15 protein-coding genes are annotated in these 16,565 nt (G+C 70.6%); 2 read left to right on the top strand and 13 right to left on the bottom strand.

The features are described from left to right. Nucleotides 1-271: 271 nt before the first annotated feature. The 12 genes from bktB to DA075_RS19115 all read right to left on the bottom strand — a co-directional run bounded on the left by bktB (nucleotide 272) and on the right by DA075_RS19115 (nucleotide 12,500). A complete protein-coding gene (bktB, locus tag DA075_RS19060) occupies nucleotides 272-1,450 on the bottom strand; it encodes a beta-ketothiolase BktB (RefSeq protein WP_099954544.1) in 1,179 nt (392 codons plus the stop codon). A gap of 56 nt (nucleotides 1,451-1,506) precedes the next feature. Continuing rightward, nucleotides 1,507-2,016, bottom strand: a complete 510-nt coding sequence (locus DA075_RS19065) for a lipocalin-like domain-containing protein (RefSeq protein ID WP_164712397.1) — start codon at nucleotides 2,014-2,016, stop codon at nucleotides 1,507-1,509. Between the two features lie 18 nt (nucleotides 2,017-2,034). Beyond that, nucleotides 2,035-2,754, bottom strand: a complete 720-nt coding sequence (locus tag DA075_RS19070) for a TetR/AcrR family transcriptional regulator (protein WP_099954546.1) — start codon at nucleotides 2,752-2,754, stop codon at nucleotides 2,035-2,037. Further along, the gene (locus tag DA075_RS19075; RefSeq protein ID WP_099954547.1) at nucleotides 2,751-4,397 is read right to left on the bottom strand and encodes an AMP-binding protein; all 1,647 of its coding nucleotides are present in this window, start codon (nucleotides 4,395-4,397) and stop codon (nucleotides 2,751-2,753) included. The genes DA075_RS19070 and DA075_RS19075 overlap by 4 nt, the downstream gene beginning before the upstream one ends. Nucleotides 4,398-4,425: 28 nt before the next feature. Next, the gene (locus DA075_RS19080) at nucleotides 4,426-5,166 is read right to left on the bottom strand and encodes an ABC transporter ATP-binding protein (RefSeq protein WP_244936215.1); all 741 of its coding nucleotides are present in this window, start codon (nucleotides 5,164-5,166) and stop codon (nucleotides 4,426-4,428) included. Beyond that, nucleotides 5,159-5,926: an ABC transporter ATP-binding protein gene (locus tag DA075_RS19085; protein WP_099954549.1), complete on the bottom strand. Its 768-nt coding sequence runs from the start codon at nucleotides 5,924-5,926 to the stop codon at nucleotides 5,159-5,161. The genes DA075_RS19080 and DA075_RS19085 overlap by 8 nt, the downstream gene beginning before the upstream one ends. After that, the gene (locus DA075_RS19090; protein ID WP_099954550.1) at nucleotides 5,923-6,972 is read right to left on the bottom strand and encodes a branched-chain amino acid ABC transporter permease; all 1,050 of its coding nucleotides are present in this window, start codon (nucleotides 6,970-6,972) and stop codon (nucleotides 5,923-5,925) included. The genes DA075_RS19085 and DA075_RS19090 overlap by 4 nt, the downstream gene beginning before the upstream one ends. Beyond that, nucleotides 6,969-7,853, bottom strand: coding sequence for a branched-chain amino acid ABC transporter permease (locus DA075_RS19095; RefSeq protein ID WP_099954551.1), 885 nt, complete (start codon nucleotides 7,851-7,853; stop codon nucleotides 6,969-6,971). Before DA075_RS19095 ends, DA075_RS19090 begins: the two co-directional genes overlap by 4 nt. Before the next feature lie 54 nt (nucleotides 7,854-7,907). Continuing rightward, nucleotides 7,908-9,158: an ABC transporter substrate-binding protein gene (locus DA075_RS19100; protein ID WP_099954552.1), complete on the bottom strand. Its 1,251-nt coding sequence runs from the start codon at nucleotides 9,156-9,158 to the stop codon at nucleotides 7,908-7,910. 76 nt (nucleotides 9,159-9,234) lie between these two features. Continuing rightward, complete coding sequence (locus DA075_RS19105; RefSeq protein WP_099954553.1) at nucleotides 9,235-10,032, bottom strand: enoyl-CoA hydratase/isomerase family protein; 798 nt, start codon at nucleotides 10,030-10,032, stop codon at nucleotides 9,235-9,237. 156 nt (nucleotides 10,033-10,188) lie between these two features. Continuing rightward, nucleotides 10,189-11,313: an acyl-CoA dehydrogenase family protein gene (locus tag DA075_RS19110; protein WP_099954554.1), complete on the bottom strand. Its 1,125-nt coding sequence runs from the start codon at nucleotides 11,311-11,313 to the stop codon at nucleotides 10,189-10,191. Continuing rightward, a complete protein-coding gene (locus DA075_RS19115; RefSeq protein ID WP_244936216.1) occupies nucleotides 11,310-12,500 on the bottom strand; it encodes an acyl-CoA dehydrogenase family protein in 1,191 nt (396 codons plus the stop codon). Before DA075_RS19115 ends, DA075_RS19110 begins: the two co-directional genes overlap by 4 nt. Nucleotides 12,501-13,050: 550 nt before the next feature. Here DA075_RS19115 and DA075_RS19120 point away from each other — a divergent pair. Further along, a complete protein-coding gene (locus DA075_RS19120; RefSeq protein WP_099956672.1) occupies nucleotides 13,051-14,259 on the top strand; it encodes an ABC transporter substrate-binding protein in 1,209 nt (402 codons plus the stop codon). A gap of 33 nt (nucleotides 14,260-14,292) precedes the next feature. Here the strand turns inward: DA075_RS19120 and DA075_RS19125 are convergent, their stop codons facing one another. Then, complete coding sequence (locus DA075_RS19125; RefSeq protein WP_164712399.1) at nucleotides 14,293-15,198, bottom strand: LysR substrate-binding domain-containing protein; 906 nt, start codon at nucleotides 15,196-15,198, stop codon at nucleotides 14,293-14,295. Nucleotides 15,199-15,381: 183 nt separating this feature from the next. Between DA075_RS19125 and DA075_RS19130 the strand changes: the two genes are divergently transcribed. Further along, nucleotides 15,382-16,560, top strand: coding sequence for an acyl-CoA dehydrogenase family protein (locus DA075_RS19130; RefSeq protein WP_099954557.1), 1,179 nt, complete (start codon nucleotides 15,382-15,384; stop codon nucleotides 16,558-16,560). Nucleotides 16,561-16,565 lie beyond the last annotated feature (5 nt).

Consider the following 16,565-nt stretch of genomic DNA (forward strand, 5'->3'; position numbering starts at 1 on the left):
CGAATTGAGGCGGCAGCAACGGCCGATGCGCCGGACCACGGGCGCTATCACCGACCCCCTCGCCAGCGCCTCGCGCCGGGGGTCACGACCGCGCGATGCTGGCGCGCGGGCCCAGCGGACCTGTTCGTGGACGTCAAGAGCCACGACGATCGACTATAGCGTGGAACACTCGATTTCACGCTCGATGCGCGATGAGCGAGCAACGACCGGATGGTCAGCCTTCTCGGGCACGAATCGACGGTCCATCGCGACAGGCCGACTTCGAGGTGGCTCACCGCCGAATGGCGAGCGCAATGCCCTGACCGCCACCGATGCACATGGTCACGAGCGCCAAGCCGCCGCCGAGACGCTTGAGCTCGTAGGCTGCTTTCACGGCGAGGATCGCTCCTGTCGCCCCGACCGGGTGGCCGAGCGCGACGGCGCCCCCGTTCGGGTTCAGCTTCGCCGCGTCGAAGCCGAGCGCCCGCGACACCGCGCAGGCCTGGGCGGCGAAGGCTTCATTGGACTCGATGACGTCGAAATCGGCCATCGAGAGGCCCGTCCGGTCGAGGAGGCGCTGCACGGCCGGAACCGGCCCCATTCCCATCTCGGACGGATCGACGCCGGCATGCGCGTAGCCGACGATCCGCGCGAGGATCGGCAGGCCGTCGGCCTCGGCTCTCGCCTCCTCGACCAGAACGAGCGCTGCCGCCCCGTCGTTGATGCCGGAGGAATTGCCGGCCGTGACTGTGCCGTCCCGCTTGAATGTCGGACGCAGGGCCGCCAGGCCTTCCGCCGTCGCGTCGCGCTTGGGATGCTCGTCGGTCCGGAACGCGATGGTCTCGCGGCCCTTGCGGACCTCGATGGGCAGGATCTGCTCGTCGAAGCGTCCCGCCGCGATGGCGGCCTGGGCGCGGCGCTGGCTCTCGAGGGCGAGCGCGTCCTGGTCGGTCCGGCTCACGCCGTAGCGTTCCGCCACGTTCTCGGCGGTGATCCCCATGATGCCGTGGCCGAAGGGGTCGGTCAGGATGCCGGTCAGGTGGTCGGTCGCCGCGACGTCGCCCATCTTCTGGCCGAAGCGCGCGGCCTGGATCAGGTGGGGAGCGCGGCTCATGCTCTCGGCCCCGCCCGCGACGGCCACATCCGTGTCGCCCAGCATGATCGACTGCGCGGCCGACACGATGGCCTGGACGCCGCTGCCGCAGAGGCGGTTCAGCGTCATGCACGGCACCTCCTGCGGGATGCCGCCGTTCAGGGCCGCGACGCGGGCGAGGTAGGCATCCTTCGACTCCGTCAGGACGACGTTGCCGAAGACGACGTGCCCGACGGCCTCACCGCCGATCCCGGACCGCTTCAGTGCCTCTGCGACGACCAGAGCGCCGAGTTCGCCCGGCGTGTGCCCCGCCAGGGAGCCGCCGAAGCCTCCGATCGCCGTACGGACGCCCGCCGCGATCGCCACCGTTCTCGTCATGGTCTCGTGTCCGTTCTGGCTCTGTCGGGTGAAGGTTTGCCTGAGTGCGCGTCGGCTCAGCGGTCGGGCAGGCGGTCCCAGATCAGCTTGTAGACCTGCGGCTTGCCGTCCCGCATCAGCGGGACGCTCTCGAGGTGGAGCGTGTCCCCGTCGCGCCGGAAGAAGCGGACCTGCTCCGACCCGACGTCGTTCTGGTAGGCCGAGGCCTCGACGTGGTGGATGACCTTGTCGCCCTCGACGCGGAACGTCCCCGCATAGGCCAGGAAGCTCGCATAGGCTTCCGCCTTCTCGGACTCCGCCGCCTTGAGCCGGTCGCCCCTCATCGGCCTGCGCCCGTCGTAGGAGATTACCGCTGCCATGCGGCCGCCCGGGAGGTAGTGGATGAAGCCTGTCGGGTGCTGACCGTAGGCGGCCGGATTGACCTCGCGGCCGTCGACCCAGGCGGAGACCGAGCGCAGCTTCCAGGTCCCGTGAAAGTCGGCCGGCTCGGCCGCCCGCGCCTCGACCGCAACGATCATGCTGCCCGCCGCCGTGATCGCGACCAGACCGTTCCGAACATTGTTCATCGTTCGTCCTCCCATCACTCAGTCTCTGTTCTTGTTTTTCGGGGATCGCGCGCTGAGCCCATTGAGGAAGACATCGAGATAGACGTCGATGTGCTTCTCGGCGAGCGGGTGGATGTCGGTGCCGCCGCTGCGGGCGAAGAGCCTGAGCAGGTAGGAGCGCGCGCCGGTGAGCAGCGCGGCGACGACCTCGATCTCCTCGTCCGAGAAGCCTCGCAGCTCGCCCGCCTTGCGGCTCCGGATCAGGGAGCGCCGGTAGCGCTCCTGGATCTGCTGCATGAAGCGGGTGAACGCCTCGGGCGCGACCACCTCCGCTTCGTTCATCACCCGGTCGATCTCCGGGCGCTGCGCCAGGTAGGCGAAGTTGGCCGTGATGCCCCGGCGCTCGATCTCCTCGAGCGAGAGGCTGTCGCGGATGGCGGCGCTGATCGCGTCGAGCATGTCGTTGCCGATCTCGAGCAGCAGGACGTCGAACAGGGCCTGCCGGCTCGCGAAGTGAAGGTAGAAGGCGCCGTGCGCAATCCCCGCTTCGGCGGTGATCCGGGCGATGGAGGCCCCCGCATAGCCATGCTGGCCGACGACCCGGCCGGCCGCCTCGATGAGGGCCGCCCGCGTCGCCTCGTTCTTGGCGAGCTGGCGGCGCGTGCTCGGCCGCTTGCGCGCGCCGGAAGCCTTGCCGTCCGGAACCTCCGCCGGACCGTCCTCGGCGACACCCTTCCCGGCACCATGGTCCTCGCTCACGCGGGCACGGCCCGCTTGGAGACGACGTCCGCGATCATGCCGCGCAGGGTGTCCTTCTTGATCTTGCCCGAGGCCGTCCGCGGCAACGCCTCGACGATCTCGAGGTGTTCGGGGATCTTCTGCCGGGCGAGGCCGGCCCGCTCCAGGTGCCGCGCCAGCTCGGCCAGGTCCGGTGCGCCGGATTGCGCCGGGACGACGAAGGCGCAGACCGTCTCGACGAGCCGTGGATGCGGCATCGCCACGATGGCGACCTCCCGCACGCCGGGGTGCCGATGCAGGGCATCCTCGATCTCCTTGGCCGAGATGTTCTCGCCGCCGCGGATGATCAGGTCCTTCTTGCGCCCGGTGACGACGACGGCCCCCTCCGGCGAGACGAAGCCGATGTCGCCCATCCGGAACCAGCCGTCCGCCGTGAAGGCGGCCTCGGTCTCCCGCGCATCGGCGTAGCCGGCGAACAGCGCCGGGCCGCGGACCTGGAACTCGCCCTCCCGCCCGGGCGCGACGGCTGCGCCCGCCTCGTCGACGACCCGCGTGTCGTAATCCACGATTTTGCCGTCGGACTCGGCCGCGAGGTCCGCCGTCCCGTCCCCGACCCAGCCGAGCGTCACCATCGGGGCCTCGGTCGAGCCGTAGACGCGGCAGGCACGCCCGTTCGCGAAGCACGCATTAGCGCGCCGCACGAGGCCCGGCGGGACCGCAGCGCCGCCGCAGGCGAAGACCTTGAGCGAGGGCAGGCGGGAGCCCGCACGCTCCGCCGCCTCCACGAGTTCGGCGAGGAACGGCGTCGCCCCGACCGTGACCGCCGCGCCGTGGCGATCGATGAGGGCGACGGCCTCGTCGCCCTGCCAGCGCTCCATCAGGACCGTGCCCACGCCGTGGTAGAACGGCATCTCCAGACCCCAGCTGAACCCCGTGATGTGGGTCACGGGCGAGGGCATCAGCGAGACATCGCCGGGCCGCAGGCCCCAATGGTCGAGGCAGCGCTCCAGCGAGCGCGGCATCGTCTCGTGGGTGTGGAGCACGCCCTTCGCCCGGCCGGTCGTGCCCGACGTGTACAGGATCATCTTGACGGCCTCGGCCCGCTGCGCCGGCCACGGGACGGCGGCGCCCCCCTCCCGCATCAGGTCGTCGAGCGCGATCTCGCCCGCCCTGGCCTCGCCGCGCGCGACGATCCGGTGCTTCAGGTCGGGCAGCGACGGGGCGAGGCCGCGCAGCATCGCCGCGTAGTCGAAGTTTCGGAAGCGCTCGGGCACGATCATCGCCTTGGCCCGGCAATCGGCGAGCGCCTGCGCGACCTCCGCGCCGCGGTAGATCGGCACGATCGGGACCACCACCACCCCGATCAGCGCGCAGGCGAGATCGACCGCGACGGCCTCGAGCCAGTTCGGCAGCTGGAAGCCGAGCACGTCGCCGGGGCGCAGACCGAGGCCCCACAGGCCGGCCGCGAGCCGCTCGGCCCGCACGAGGGCCTCGCCGTAGGTGAGAGCGTCGTCGGCCGTCCGGGCGCAGATCCGGTCCGGCTCGCGGACCGCCCAGTCGCGGGCGTCCTCGGCGATCGTGCGGGCGCGCCACGCGCCGCTCTCGCGCCAGCGCACGATCTCGCCCTCATCGATCCGCGTCTCCCAGCCCCCGAGATCCTTCATGGTCCGAGATCCTTTATGGTCCTGGTCCTTACAGCGCGAGATACTCGCTCTCGAGCTCCGGCCGTGCGTCGAAGGCGGCCCAATCCCCGGAGAACACGATGGTGCCCGAGTCGATCAGGTAGAGACGGTCGGTGCAGGCGCGGGCAAAGTCGACGTTCTGCTCGGTCACGAGCAGAGCGAGGTTCTCGGCCCGGCGCACCCGCGCGATCTCCCGCGCCAAGTCCTCGACGATCAGCGGCGCCAGCCCTTCGGCCGGCTCGTCGAGCAGCAGCAGCTTCGGCCTGGGCACGAGGCCGCGCCCGACCGCCACCATCTGCTGCTGCCCGCCCGAGAGCCGCGCGCCGCCCCGGTCCAGGATCGGCTGGAGCAGCGGGAACAAGGCAGCGACCTCGGCGACTTTGCGCGGTACGACGCCGGGCCCGCAGGCATGGGCGGCGAGTTCGAGGTTCTCGGCCACCGAGATGTGGCCGAAGATGCGCCGGTCCTCCGGCACCAGCGAAAGGCCGAGCCGTGCGCGGCGGTGCGTCGGCAGGCCGTCCAGCGGTCGGCCCTCGAACCGGACCGGCCCGACCGTGCGGGGTCCGGCATCGAGCAGCGCCTTGAGGAGCGTCGACTTGCCGGCTCCGTTGCGTCCGAGCAGGGCCACGCCCTCGCCGGCCCCGACCGCGAGGGAGACGCCGTGTAGGACGTGGCTGTCGCCGTAGAAGGCGTCCAGCGGACCGACCTCCAGCATCGGCTGCGCGCGATCATCCCATTCGCGTTCAGCCATGACGCCCGCCCCGGCCGAGATAGATGTCGCGCACGAAGGCGTTCGCCCGCACCTCGTCGGGCGTGCCCGAGGCGACGATCTCGCCGTAATGCAGCACGCTGATCCGCGTGCCGATCTGGAAGACCACGTCCATGTCGTGCTCGGTCAGGACGAGGGTGGCGCCGGTCTCCCGGACGATCCGCTCGACGAGCCGGACAGACGCCCTGCGGTCGCCCGATGCCATCCCGGCGGTCGGCTCGTCGAGGAGGAGCAGGCGCGGCCGCAATGCCAGCATCATGGCGAGCTCCAGGCGCTTCTTGTCGCCGTGGCTGAGGATGGTGGCCGGGGATGCCTCGCGCGGGTCGAGGCCGAGATCGGCCAGCATGGCGGCCGCCTCGTCGACGGTCTCGAGCCGCGGGCGGACCCGCAAGCTTGGGCGACCGTGGCTGTTCTCAGGCGCGCGCGCCTCGATCGCCACCACGACGTTCTCGACCGGCGTCATCTCGCCGAAGATCCGCGCCACCTGGAATGACCGTCCGATCCCGGCCCGCACGCGCCGGAAGCCCGCGAGCGCCGTGACGTCCCGCCCCTCGAACAGGATGCGGCCCGCCATGGCCGGCACCTCGCCGCAAAGCGAGCGGAAGAACGTGGTCTTGCCCGCTCCGTTGGGGCCGATCACCACGTGGCGCTCGCCGGTCGCGACCTCCATCGACACGTCCTTGAGGATCGTGGTCCGGCCGTATCCGGCAAACAGCCCCTGGACAGACAGGCTGCTCGTCATGACGCACCTCCGGCCGGCGCCGCTCTCGTGGCGACGGCGGGCGCGGCCGGCTCTCCCCGCTCTGCCGCGCGCGACCGTGCCGGGTCCCGGCGGCGCAGCAGCCTCACCGCGACGCCGAGGATACCGCCGGGCACCGCCAGCACGACGCCCAGGAGCAGCCCGCCGGTGATCAGGTCGGACGCGCCGGCGAGGCTGCGCGTGCCGTACTCGACGGCGGCGTAGACGAGCGCCCCGACGGCCGGTCCCCAGAACGTCCCGGCCCCGCCCAGGAGCGTGAACAGGATCGGCTTCGTCGATTCCGCCCAATGGGCGAGGTCGGGGCTCACGAGCGAGGTGAGCGGCGCTCCGAGGCCCCCGGCGATTCCCGTCGCGGCGCCGGCGATCGCGAAGGCCTGCAGGCGCCGCCGCCGGACGTCGATGCCGAGGAAGGCCGCGCGCATCGGGTCGAGCCGCACGGCCCGCAGCGAGCGCCCGAGGCGAGACTGCGTGATCCACCACAGGACGGCCGTCACGAGCGCTGCCGCCACGACCACGAACGCGTAGTAGCGGTCGCCCGGGCCGAGATCGATCGCCCCGAAGCCGTAGGAGAGCGTGGGGCGCGGGATCCCGGTCAGCCCGTCGTTGCGGCCGAAGAAGCGCGTCTTGGCGATGACGGCGTGGACGAGCTCGCTGAAGGCGAGGGTGAGGATCGCGAAGTAGACGCCCTCGGTGCGGCGCAAAGCGATGACACCGATCAGGACGGCCAGGACTGCCCCGACGAGCGCGGAGATCAGGAGGACGAGCAGGAAGGGCACGGTCGGCGCGTTCAGGAGCAGGAGCGCCGTCGCGTAGGCGCCCGCCGCCGAGAAGGCGGCCTGCCCGAAGGACAGGAGCCCCGCCGTCGAGAACAGGAAGTTGTAGGAGAGCCCGAGGACGACGTTGATCGCCACGATGCCCGCCATGAAGACGACGCCGCGGTTCACGAAGGCCGGGAGCGCCAGCGCGCAGCCGACGAGGAGAGCGAGCGTCAGCAGGAAGGCGGGGGCGGGGGAGCGGTCGCGCGTCATGCCAGCCGCCCGGATCCGAGGAGGCCCTGCGGCCTGACGAGGAGGAGGACGGCGAGGGCGACGAAGAACAGGATTCCTGGCATGTCGGGGAGGAGGGCCGTCCCGAAGCTGTCGACGAGGCCGAGGAGCAGCGAGGCCAGGAAGGCGCCACGGATCGAGCCCATCCCCCCGATGATGACGACGCCGAAGGCCTGGATGATGAAGATGCCCGCGAGGTCCGGCGACAGGCTCTGGTTGGCGACCAGGAACCCGCCCGCGAGCCCCGCGAGGGCGAAGCCGAGCGCGACGGTGGCGGAATAGACGAGCCCGACATTGACGCCGAGCAGCTGCGCCATCCAGGGATCCGCCGCGATGGCGCGGATCAGCTTGCCGGCCGCCGTCAGGTTCAGCAGCCATTCGAGCGCGAGATAGACCACGATCCCGGCCGCAATCACGAACATCGCGTAGTGCGGCATCACGAGGTCGCCGAGGACCGTGACCTCGAACAAAGCCGCCGGCGGCTGGGCGCTCTGCACGTTGAGTCCCCAGATCAGCTTCACCGCGCCGTTGCAGACGAGCAGGAGCGCGTAGGTCGCGACGAGCACGTAGGCCCCGTCGACCTGCGCCAGGCGCCGGAACACGGCGCGGTCGACCACGAGACCCAGGAGACCGACCACGAGGGCGGCGGCGAGGCTCGCCCCCAGGAAGGCGATGAGGCTCGTCGATCCGACGGCCGCGCTGATCGTGAACGCCAGGTAGGCGCCGATCATGAAGAAGCCGCCATGCGAGAAATTCAGGACGTGCAGGATCCCGAAGACGAGCGTCAGCCCGGCCGCGACCAGGAACGTCGCCATCCCCCAGCCGAGGGCGTTGAAGAGGAGAGAGGGCCAATCGGCGAGCATGCGCGCCTCGTCGGTCGAGTGGGGGAGGGGCCGCACGCGGCCCGGTTCGGCGGGTCAGGATGCCGTGCGCAGCGCCATCTTCTGCCCGGGCGTGGCAGGCTCGATCACGGGCGCGCCCGGGATCTGGACGGAGTCCGAGACCTTGAAGCCGATATCCGTGCCCGGGGCGGGTTCGATCTGGATGACCTCGAGGTTCTTGATGGCCTGGTTGTCCTCCGCCCGGATCGTCCGCGGTCCGGTCACCGTGTCCCAGGTCAGGCCCTTGAGGGCCGCGATCACGGCCTTCGTGTCGGTGGAGCCGGCCTTGGCGATCGCGGCGGCGTAGGCCGAGACGGCGGCCTGGGCCTCGCCGGCCCAGCCCATCGGCATCCTGTTTCCGGTCTTGGCGACGTAGGCCTGATAGAAGTCCTGTGAGAGCTGGGACTTGTTGTTGGCGTAGTACCAGTGGCTGCCGGTCCAGTGCTTGGGCACCTGATCCTTCAGGGCGTTCGCCACGATGAACTCGTTGGCGGCGTCCATGAGGATGCGGTCGCGGAATAGGCCGTAAGGGCGCGCCTGCTGAAAGAACGTCGCGGCATCGCCGCCGTAGGTGGCGTTCACGACGCCCTTGGCCGGCGACTTCATCATCTGGGTGATGAAGTTGCGGTAGTCGCCGCTGCCGTAGGGGACGAGGACGGGAGGAACGATGGTGGGCGTCTTGCCGGTGAGGGCCGGGTAGAACTCGAGCAGCCCGTCGACGAACACGGCCCAGACGGTCCGGCCGTATTCGTGGTCCGGGATGATGCCCGTCCAGCTCGTGACCTCGGGATACTTCTCGGCCATGAAACGGGCCTGAGCCCGCATGCGGTAGGTGCCGTCTCCGACGCGGAAGACGTTGGAGGTGTAGTTCTCGTGGTTGAGCTTCTCGGTCCCGGCCCCGCAGGTGAGATTGATGCCGTTCTCCTGCTGCATCAGAGGCCCGTAGGCGAGCGCCACGGTCGAGGAGATCGTCCCGAGCTGGAGGTTGTAGCCGAGCCCGAGCAGCTCGCGGGCGACCGTCGTGGCGGCTGCCGGGTTCGCCTTCTCGTCGCGGAACTCGAGCTGGAGCGGCCGGCCCTTCACGCCGCCCGCCTTGTTGATCATCTCCGCCGCCACCTCGGCTCCGGATTTCACGAAGGAGCCGATGAATTCCTGCGGGCCGGAGAGCGGCGTGACCACGCCGATCTTGATCGGCTCGTTCGTCTGGCCGACCACGATGCGTGGGTTGACCGAGAGCGCGAGCGCCGAGCCGGCGCCCCCGGCGAGCAAGGCGCGACGTGAGATCATCGTTTCCCCCTTTCGTTCGTCTTCGTTGCCGTTCGTCTTGAGACCCCGGGACGGCTGCCCGGGTCGTTGACCGGCGTCAGCGCCCGGTGAAGACGGGCTTGCGCTTCTCCCGGAAGGCGTTCACCGCCTCCTGGTGGTCGGCGGTCAGGTTCGAGGCGCATTCCCAGGCGACGCCGGCGTCGAAATGCGAGTGGAAGAGAGCCTTGAGGGGAAGGTTGGCCGTCACCTTCGTCCACTTGATCGCCTTGAGCGGGCCCGAGGCGAGCCGCTCGGCGAGGCCGTAGACCTTGGCGTCGAGCTCGCCCTCGGCCGCGACCCCCGTCACGAGGCCGATCCGCTCGGCCTCGTGGGCCGTCATCAGGTCGCCGGTGAACAGATAGTGCTTGGCCTTGGCATAGCCGACGAGCTGGGGCCAGATCAGCGCGCCGCCGTCGCCGGCCACGAGCCCGACCGAGACGTGCGGATCGCCGATCTTCGCCTTCTCCGCCATGATGACGACATCGCACAGGAGTGCGAGCGAGGCGCCCAGGCCGGTGGCGTGCCCGTTGACGCGGGCGATGACCGGCTTGTCGAGATCGAGCTGGCCGAACACGATCTCCTTGGCCTCGCGCGCCGTCTCCTCGAAATCGGCGGGGCGGTCGATCGAGCTCTGCATCCAGTCGATGTCCCCGCCGGCGCAGAAGGCCCGCCCCGCCCCGGTGAGCACGATGACGTCGGCCTCGGGATCGCGCCGCGCATCGACGAAGACGCGCGACAGCTCGGTGTGCAGCTTCGCGTTGACGGCGTTCAGCTGCTCGGGGCGGTTCAGCGTCAGCGTGAGGATGCGGCCGCGCCGCTCCGCCACGATGGTCTCGTAGCCGTCATAGAGTCCCACGGTCGATCCTCCCGCCTTGTTCTTGTCGTTATACCAACGGCCTAAGATGCTTGCGCGTCAGGCCGAAGATTCATCTCGAATTTCCGATGCCAGGCCAGAGTCTTGCATCGGAAAGTCGCGAATGGAACCAAGGGTCGTTTTCAACGACCTTTGGTATTACGCCGCTGCGGCGTCCTGGAACCGGCGCAGGTAGTAGTCGCGATCGCCGTAGAGGCTCTCCGCGACGACGAGCCGCCGGAAGAGATGGCTGACGCGCAGCTCTTCGGTGATGCCGATGCCGCCATGCAGCTGCACGGCCTCCCGGCTGATCCGGCGGGCCGCACGTGCGCCCACGACCTTGGCGGTCGCGACGGCCCGGCGACGCTCCGCGGGATCGCCCGCATCGGCCTCGGCCGCGAGGTCCACGACCGCGCGCGCTTCCTCGAGGGCGATCTGCATGTCGACGGCGCGGTGCTGCAGCACCTGGAACTTGCCGATCGGCTGCCCGAATTGCCGGCGCGTCTTGAGGTAGGCGACGGTGTCGGTGACCAGGACCTCCATCGCGCCGACAGCCTCCGCCATCGTGAGCAGGGCGCCGCGCTCCAGCGCCGCGTCGATCGTGGCCTCGGGCTCGGCGACCGGCAGGAGCGCGTCGGCGGGAAGCCTCGCGCCCTCGAAGCGCAGATCGGCCAGGGCGCGTCCGTCGAGGGAGCGGAACGGCGTCACCGTCACGCCCGGGGCCCCTGGCTCGACGCGAAAGAGAGCGATCCCGGCCTCGATTCGGGCGCTCACCAGCAGCAGGTCCGCCTGCGCCCCGCCCTCGACGGCGCTCTTCTCCCCGTCGAGCCGCCAGGACGCACCGTCCCGGACCGCGCGGGTCGTCACGACGCTGCGGTCGAAGCCGCTCGCGGGTTCCGCATGGGCCAGGACGACGATCCGCTCGCCGGCGAGAAGTCCGTTCAGGTCGCCGACGAGGGTGGACGTGCCGGGTTCTCTGGCGGCCCGCACGAGGAGCGGCGCCGCGACGCCCGCCACGGCGGCGACGGGTTCCGGCAGGTTCGCGGCCCCGATCGTCCGCATGAGAGCCGCCAAGTCGCCGAGCCCGAGCCCTGAGCCACCCAGCTCCTCCGGCACGGCGATGCTGAACCAGCCGAAGGCCGCCATCTCCCGCCAGGCGTCGCGGTCGAAGCCGGACCCCGCGAGGGTCCGGCGGCGGCGTTCGAGCCCGTAGGCCTCCGCCAGCCAGCCGGTCGCGGAGTCCACGAGGGCCTGCCGCAGGTCGTCGTCGGCCGCCGCGCTCACAGGCCGAGCCCCTGCTTGGCGATGATGCCGCGCTGGATCTCGTTCGAGCCGCCGTAGATCGTGGCCGCGCGCAGGTGGAGGAATTCGCCCGCGAGGCCGATCGCGCCGGCCGGGCCGATCTCCGCGCCGTTCCAGTCCGGGCGGAACGCTGCCGGGTCGAAGGGAAGCCCCCTGCGGGAGGTCACCCGGATCATGAGTTCCGTCACGTCCTGCTCGATCTCTGTGCCGCGGATCTTCAGGAGGTTCGCCTCCACGCCGGTCGGAGCGCTCCCGTCCGCGCGGCCGAGCAGGCGCAGGCAGACGGCCTCCAGGGCGCGGATGTCGATCTCGGCCTCGGCCATCTGCCGTCGCAAGGTGCTGTCCTCGGACAGGGGCCGTCCGCCCTCGCAGGTCTCGTCGGCGGACCTACGCAGGCGCTCGAGGAGATGGCGCGCCTTGCCGGTCTCGGCCGCGATCAGCCGCTCCTGGACGAGGAGGAACTTGGCGTAAGCCCAGGCCTTGCCCTCCTCGCCGACGAGGTTCTCAGCCGGAACGCGGACCTCGTCGAAGAAGACCTCGTTGACGTGGTGCTTGCCGTCCATCGTCGGGATGGCCCGGACCGTCACGCCCGGCGCCTTCATGTCCACGAGGAGGAAGGACACCCCGTCCTGCGGCCGATCCCCGGTTTGCGTCCGGGCGAGGCAGAACATCCAGTCCGCCCAATGGGCGTAGGTCGTCCAGGTCTTCTGGCCGTTGAGGATGTAGGCATCCCCGTCGCGAACGGCGCGCGTCCTGAGCCCGGCGAGGTCCGATCCCGCATTCGGCTCCGAGTAGCCTTGAGCCCAGAAGTCGTCGGCGGACAGGATGCGGGGCAGGAAGCGCCTCTTCTGAGCCTCGTTGCCGAACGTGTAGAGGACGGGCCCGACATAGGCGACGCCGAGCGGGATGAGCCAGGGCGCCCCCTCCTCGGCGAGGGTCTGCTCGAACAGCCAGCGCTGCGCCGGGCCCCAGCCCCGGCCGCCCCATTCGACGGGCCAGTGCCCCCCCATCCATCCCCGTTCGTGCAGGATCTTCTGCCACCGCGCGTGGTCGTCCCGCGTGAGCGAGAGATTGCGGTCGACCTTGTGACGGATGTCGGCTGGCAACATGCCGCGGCAGAACGCCCGCACCTCCGCACGAAACGCCCGCAATTCCGAGGGCAGCAGCATTTCCATCCCATAATTTTTGACTTGCCAGTCAGAAAATGCCGATCGGCTCGCCGTGTCAAGCCCGTTTGCACGAGGAGGGACACCAAGGGGGAAAGACCGTGACAGTGGACCGCCGATGAGGCCGGGAAACGGTGAGATCTGGGCCAAGCTTCTGAAAGCATGCGCGAAAGGAGCGCTGGCCCAGGACATTGGAGCGGTGGGGCTCGGGGTCGGGCCGCCCGGCACCCCGACGAACAGACGAAGAGATGAGGCGTGGCTCTCCCCGCCGGCGGGGCGGTGCGATGCCGTGACGGGCTCCGCGATCCGGTCGCCTATGGGGTGCCGGTCGCGGAGACGTCGACCGCACTCGCACGCCTGTGATCGGTCGCGCGAGACCAGCGGATCGCTGCGTGCACGCAGGTCACGCGGTCATTCCAAATCCGAACTTGTCTCGCGCTGCCGAAACGCCCCCCATCGCGCCAAGCCCGGACCGCGCTGCCCTCACTCGCGAGATGCGAGCTCCCCGGCACGCGGACGACGCGGGCCGTTCCTTTCGGGAGATGTGATCATCATGCGGAGCTGCGCGCTGGCGGCCCTCGTCGCCCTGGCACTGGCCGGACCGGCCCGCGCCGCCATGTCCGACGGCGTCGTGCGGATCGGGGTCCTCACCGACATGGGAGGTCCCTACTCGGACAATGTCGGGGCCGGGGCCGTCCTGGCGGCCCGGATGGCGGTCGAGGATTTCGGCGGCACCGTCGCCGGCGTGCCGGTCGAGGTCGTCTCGGCCGATCACCAGAACAAGACCGACATCGGCTCGGCCATCGCCCGCCGGTGGTACGACGTCGACAAGGTCGACGCGATCACCGAGGTCGTGTCCTCGGCGGTCGCCCTGTCGGTCCAGCAGATTTCCCGCGACAAGGATCGCATCTTCCTGGCGACCGGCCCGGGCACGCCGGACCTGACCGGCAAGGCCTGTTCGCCCGTCGGCCTGCACTGGGCCTACGACAATTACGCCCTCGGCAATGTGGTGGCCGGCGCTGTGGTGCGGCGCGGCCTGAAGAAGTGGTTCTTCCTCACCGCCGATTACAGCTTCGGCCACGCCCTCGAGTCGCAGGCCGCCCGGGTGGTGAAGGCCAATGGCGGCACGGTGATCGGATCGGCCCGCCATCCCCTCGGCTCGTCCGATTTCTCCTCCTTCCTGCTCCAGGCGCAGGCCTCGGGAGCCGACGTGATCGGGCTTGCCAATGCGGGCACCGACATGATCAACGCGCAGAAGCAGGCGGCCGAGTTCGGGCTGACGAGCGGCCGGCAGAGCCTGGCGGCCCTGCTCGTCAACCTGCCCGACATCCGCGCCCTCGGTCTCGACAGCGCCAAGGGGCTGCTTCTCGCCGACAGCTTCTACTGGGACATGACCGACGCAACCCGGGCCTGGTCGAAGCGATTCATGGCGCGGTTCGACGGCCGCGCCCCCGGCAGTCTCCAGGCCGGCGTCTACGGCGCGGTGACCCACTACCTCAAGGCGATCCAGGCGGCCGGAACCGACGACGCCAAGGCGGTGATGGCGAAGATGCGCGAGATCCCGATCGACGACTTCTACACCAAGAACGCCCACCTGCGCGCCGACGGCCGCGTCGTGCGCGACATGTACCTGTTCCAGGTCAAGACGCCGGCCGAATCGAAGTACCCGTGGGACTACTACACGCTGCTCGAGACCGTTCCGGGCGAGCAGGCCTTCCGGCCCCTGGCCGAGGGCGGCTGCCCCCTCGTCACGACGCAGTAGCCGCCCGGGCTCTCCCGATGGGTGCGCGCCGGCTCAGCCGGCCGCGCCTGCGGGCTCGGCGGAGGCGGCGTGGCCGGCCTCCGCCTCGAGCCAGGCGAGGAAGAGGTCGAGCTTGCGCGAGGGCGGCCGGTCGAGCGGCCAGACCGCGTAGAGGCCGAGGTCGCGCCGCACCGGGCGGTCGAACAGCGTCACCAGCCGACCGGACGCGATCTCGTCCTTCAGGAGCAGGACCTGCCCGATGGCGATGCCGAGCCCCTCGGCCGCCGCCTGGTAGGTGAGGACCGAACTCTCGAACACCATGCCGCGCCCGACATCGACGTCGCGCACGTCGACGGCCGCGAGCCAGTCCGGCCAGTCCCGCCGCCGGTAGTACGAGTGGAGGAGCTGGCGCGTTCGCAGGAGCGCCGGGTCGCCCCCGGCGAGGCCGGCCGCGAGGGCCGGGCTGCAGACCGGCTGGATCACGTCGGGCAGGAGCAGTGCCGAGCGCGTCCCCGGCCATTGCCCGTTGCCGAGCTGGATCGCGACGTCCACCGTCTCGCGGGTGAAGTCGACCGGCCGCACAATGTTGCTCAGCCGGATGTCGAGGCGCGGGTAGCGGGCCTTGAACGAGGGCAGCCGCGGGATCAGCCACCGGGTCGCGAAGGTGGCGTAGGCGCGCACGTGCAGCGTCTCGGCCACCTTCTCGTCGCTCAGGCGCGCGGTCGCGGCGGCGATCCGGGCGAAAGGCTCGTTGATCTCAGCGGCGTAGAGCCGGCCGGCCTCGGTCAGGGTTGCGCCGTGCCGCTCGCGGTGGAACAGCCGCACGCCGAGGAATCCCTCCAGCACCGCGATCTGGCGACTGACCGCCGACTGCGTGACGTTCAGCTCGCCCGCTGCGCGGCCGAAGCCGCCGAGGCGAGCCGCGACCTCGAAGACGTGCAGCGGGTTGAGGGGCGGCATGCGGCGCGACATCGCGGCTTTTGAGCCTCAGGCCTCGGGGCGGCGGGGATGCCTGCGTAAAACTCATGCCAGGTTAACGCCTGCTCAATTGCGGAGCAAACCGGTCCGGCGATGATGCGGCCTGCCATTCGCCACTGCGCCGAGCCATCGGCCGCCCGCCTGCCGGGCCGACGCGAGGATTCCATGGATTTCGCCCTGACCGAAGAGCAGTCGCTCTTCGCCGACTCCGTCCGGCGCTTCGCCGAGCAGCATTTGCGGGACGGGGCGCTCGCCCGTGCCCACGACCCGCGCTTCCCGTTCGAAGTCGCGCAACTCCTCGCCGGCCAGGGGCTCCTCGGGATCACGATGGACCCGGAGGATGGCGGCCAGGGCGGAACGCTCATGGATGCGGTGATCGCGATCGAGCAGGTCGCCGCGGTGTGCCCGCGCAGTGCCGACGTGATCCAGGCCGGCAATTTCGGGCCGATCCGCACCTTCGTCGAGTACGCCACGCCGGAGCAGAAGGCGCGCTTCCTGCCCGACCTGCTGGCCGGGCGCAGCGTGATCAGCCTCGGCATGTCGGAGCCGGGCGCCGGCTCGGCGGCGACCGACCTCGAGACCCGCGCCCGCCAGGACGGCGACGACTACGTGATCGACGGCGCCAAGGTCTTCTCGACCCACAGCCCGGACGCGGCGGTCTTCCTGGTCTACGTCCGGTTCGGGCCGGGGATCGGCGGGATCGGCTCGGTCCTGGTCGAGCGCGGCACGCCGGGCTTCACCATCGGCAAGCCTTCCGCCTTCATGAGCGGAGAGGAATGGTCGCAGCTCTACTTCGAGAACTGCCGCATCCCGGCCGCGAACGTGCTGCTCGGGCCCGGCGGCTTCAAGCGCCAAATTGCCGGCTTCAACGTCGAGCGGCTCGGCAACTCGTCCCGGGCGCTGGCGCTCGGCCGCTACGCCTTCACGCTGGCGCGCGACCACGCCCTGGAGCGGCGCCAGTTCGGCCGGCCGCTCTGCGAGTTCCAGGGCCTTCAGTGGAAATTCGCCGAACTCGCGGTGAAGCTCGAGGCGGCGCAGCTCCTGCTCTACCGGGCCGCCTCGAACCGCGAGGGCGAGCTACCCTCGGCTGCCGACACCGCCATGGCGAAGCTCGCCTGCAACCAGGCCGGCTTCGAGGCGGCGAACGAGGCCGTGCAGGTGATGGGCGGCCTCGGCTACTCGACCGAGGCGCTGGCCGAGTACTGCATGCGGCGCACCCGCGGCTGGATGATCGCCGGCGGCTCGATCGAGATGCTGAAGAACCGCATCGCCGAGCACGTCTTCGACCGCCGCTTCGACCAGCGCGCGCCCCGCCCGGGACCCGCCGCGCAGGCGGCCGAGTAGGGGGC

Origin of the sequence: Methylobacterium currus, from assembly GCF_003058325.1 — a bacterium.
Taxonomy (GTDB): domain Bacteria; phylum Pseudomonadota; class Alphaproteobacteria; order Rhizobiales; family Beijerinckiaceae; genus Methylobacterium; species Methylobacterium currus.

Bases quoted from the DNA above. Each gene is read 5' to 3' on its own strand.
- DA075_RS19130 (WP_099954557.1), top strand. From the start codon at position 15,382: ATGGATTTCGCCCTGACCGAAGAGCAGTCGCTCTTCGCCGACTCCGTC.
- DA075_RS19090 (WP_099954550.1), bottom strand. From the start codon at position 6,972: ATGACGCGCGACCGCTCCCCCGCCCCCGCCTTCCTGCTGACGCTCGCT.
- DA075_RS19085 (WP_099954549.1), bottom strand. From the start codon at position 5,926: ATGACGAGCAGCCTGTCTGTCCAGGGGCTGTTTGCCGGATACGGCCGG.
- DA075_RS19075 (WP_099954547.1), bottom strand. From the start codon at position 4,397: ATGAAGGATCTCGGGGGCTGGGAGACGCGGATCGATGAGGGCGAGATC.
- DA075_RS19100 (WP_099954552.1), bottom strand. From the start codon at position 9,158: ATGATCTCACGTCGCGCCTTGCTCGCCGGGGGCGCCGGCTCGGCGCTC.
- DA075_RS19080 (WP_244936215.1), bottom strand. From the start codon at position 5,166: ATGGCTGAACGCGAATGGGATGATCGCGCGCAGCCGATGCTGGAGGTC.
- DA075_RS19120 (WP_099956672.1), top strand. From the start codon at position 13,051: ATGCGGAGCTGCGCGCTGGCGGCCCTCGTCGCCCTGGCACTGGCCGGA.
- bktB (WP_099954544.1), bottom strand. From the start codon at position 1,450: ATGACGAGAACGGTGGCGATCGCGGCGGGCGTCCGTACGGCGATCGGA.
- DA075_RS19065 (WP_164712397.1), bottom strand. From the start codon at position 2,016: ATGAACAATGTTCGGAACGGTCTGGTCGCGATCACGGCGGCGGGCAGC.
- DA075_RS19095 (WP_099954551.1), bottom strand. From the start codon at position 7,853: ATGCTCGCCGATTGGCCCTCTCTCCTCTTCAACGCCCTCGGCTGGGGG.
- DA075_RS19115 (WP_244936216.1), bottom strand. From the start codon at position 12,500: ATGCTGCTGCCCTCGGAATTGCGGGCGTTTCGTGCGGAGGTGCGGGCG.
- DA075_RS19125 (WP_164712399.1), bottom strand. From the start codon at position 15,198: ATGCCGCCCCTCAACCCGCTGCACGTCTTCGAGGTCGCGGCTCGCCTC.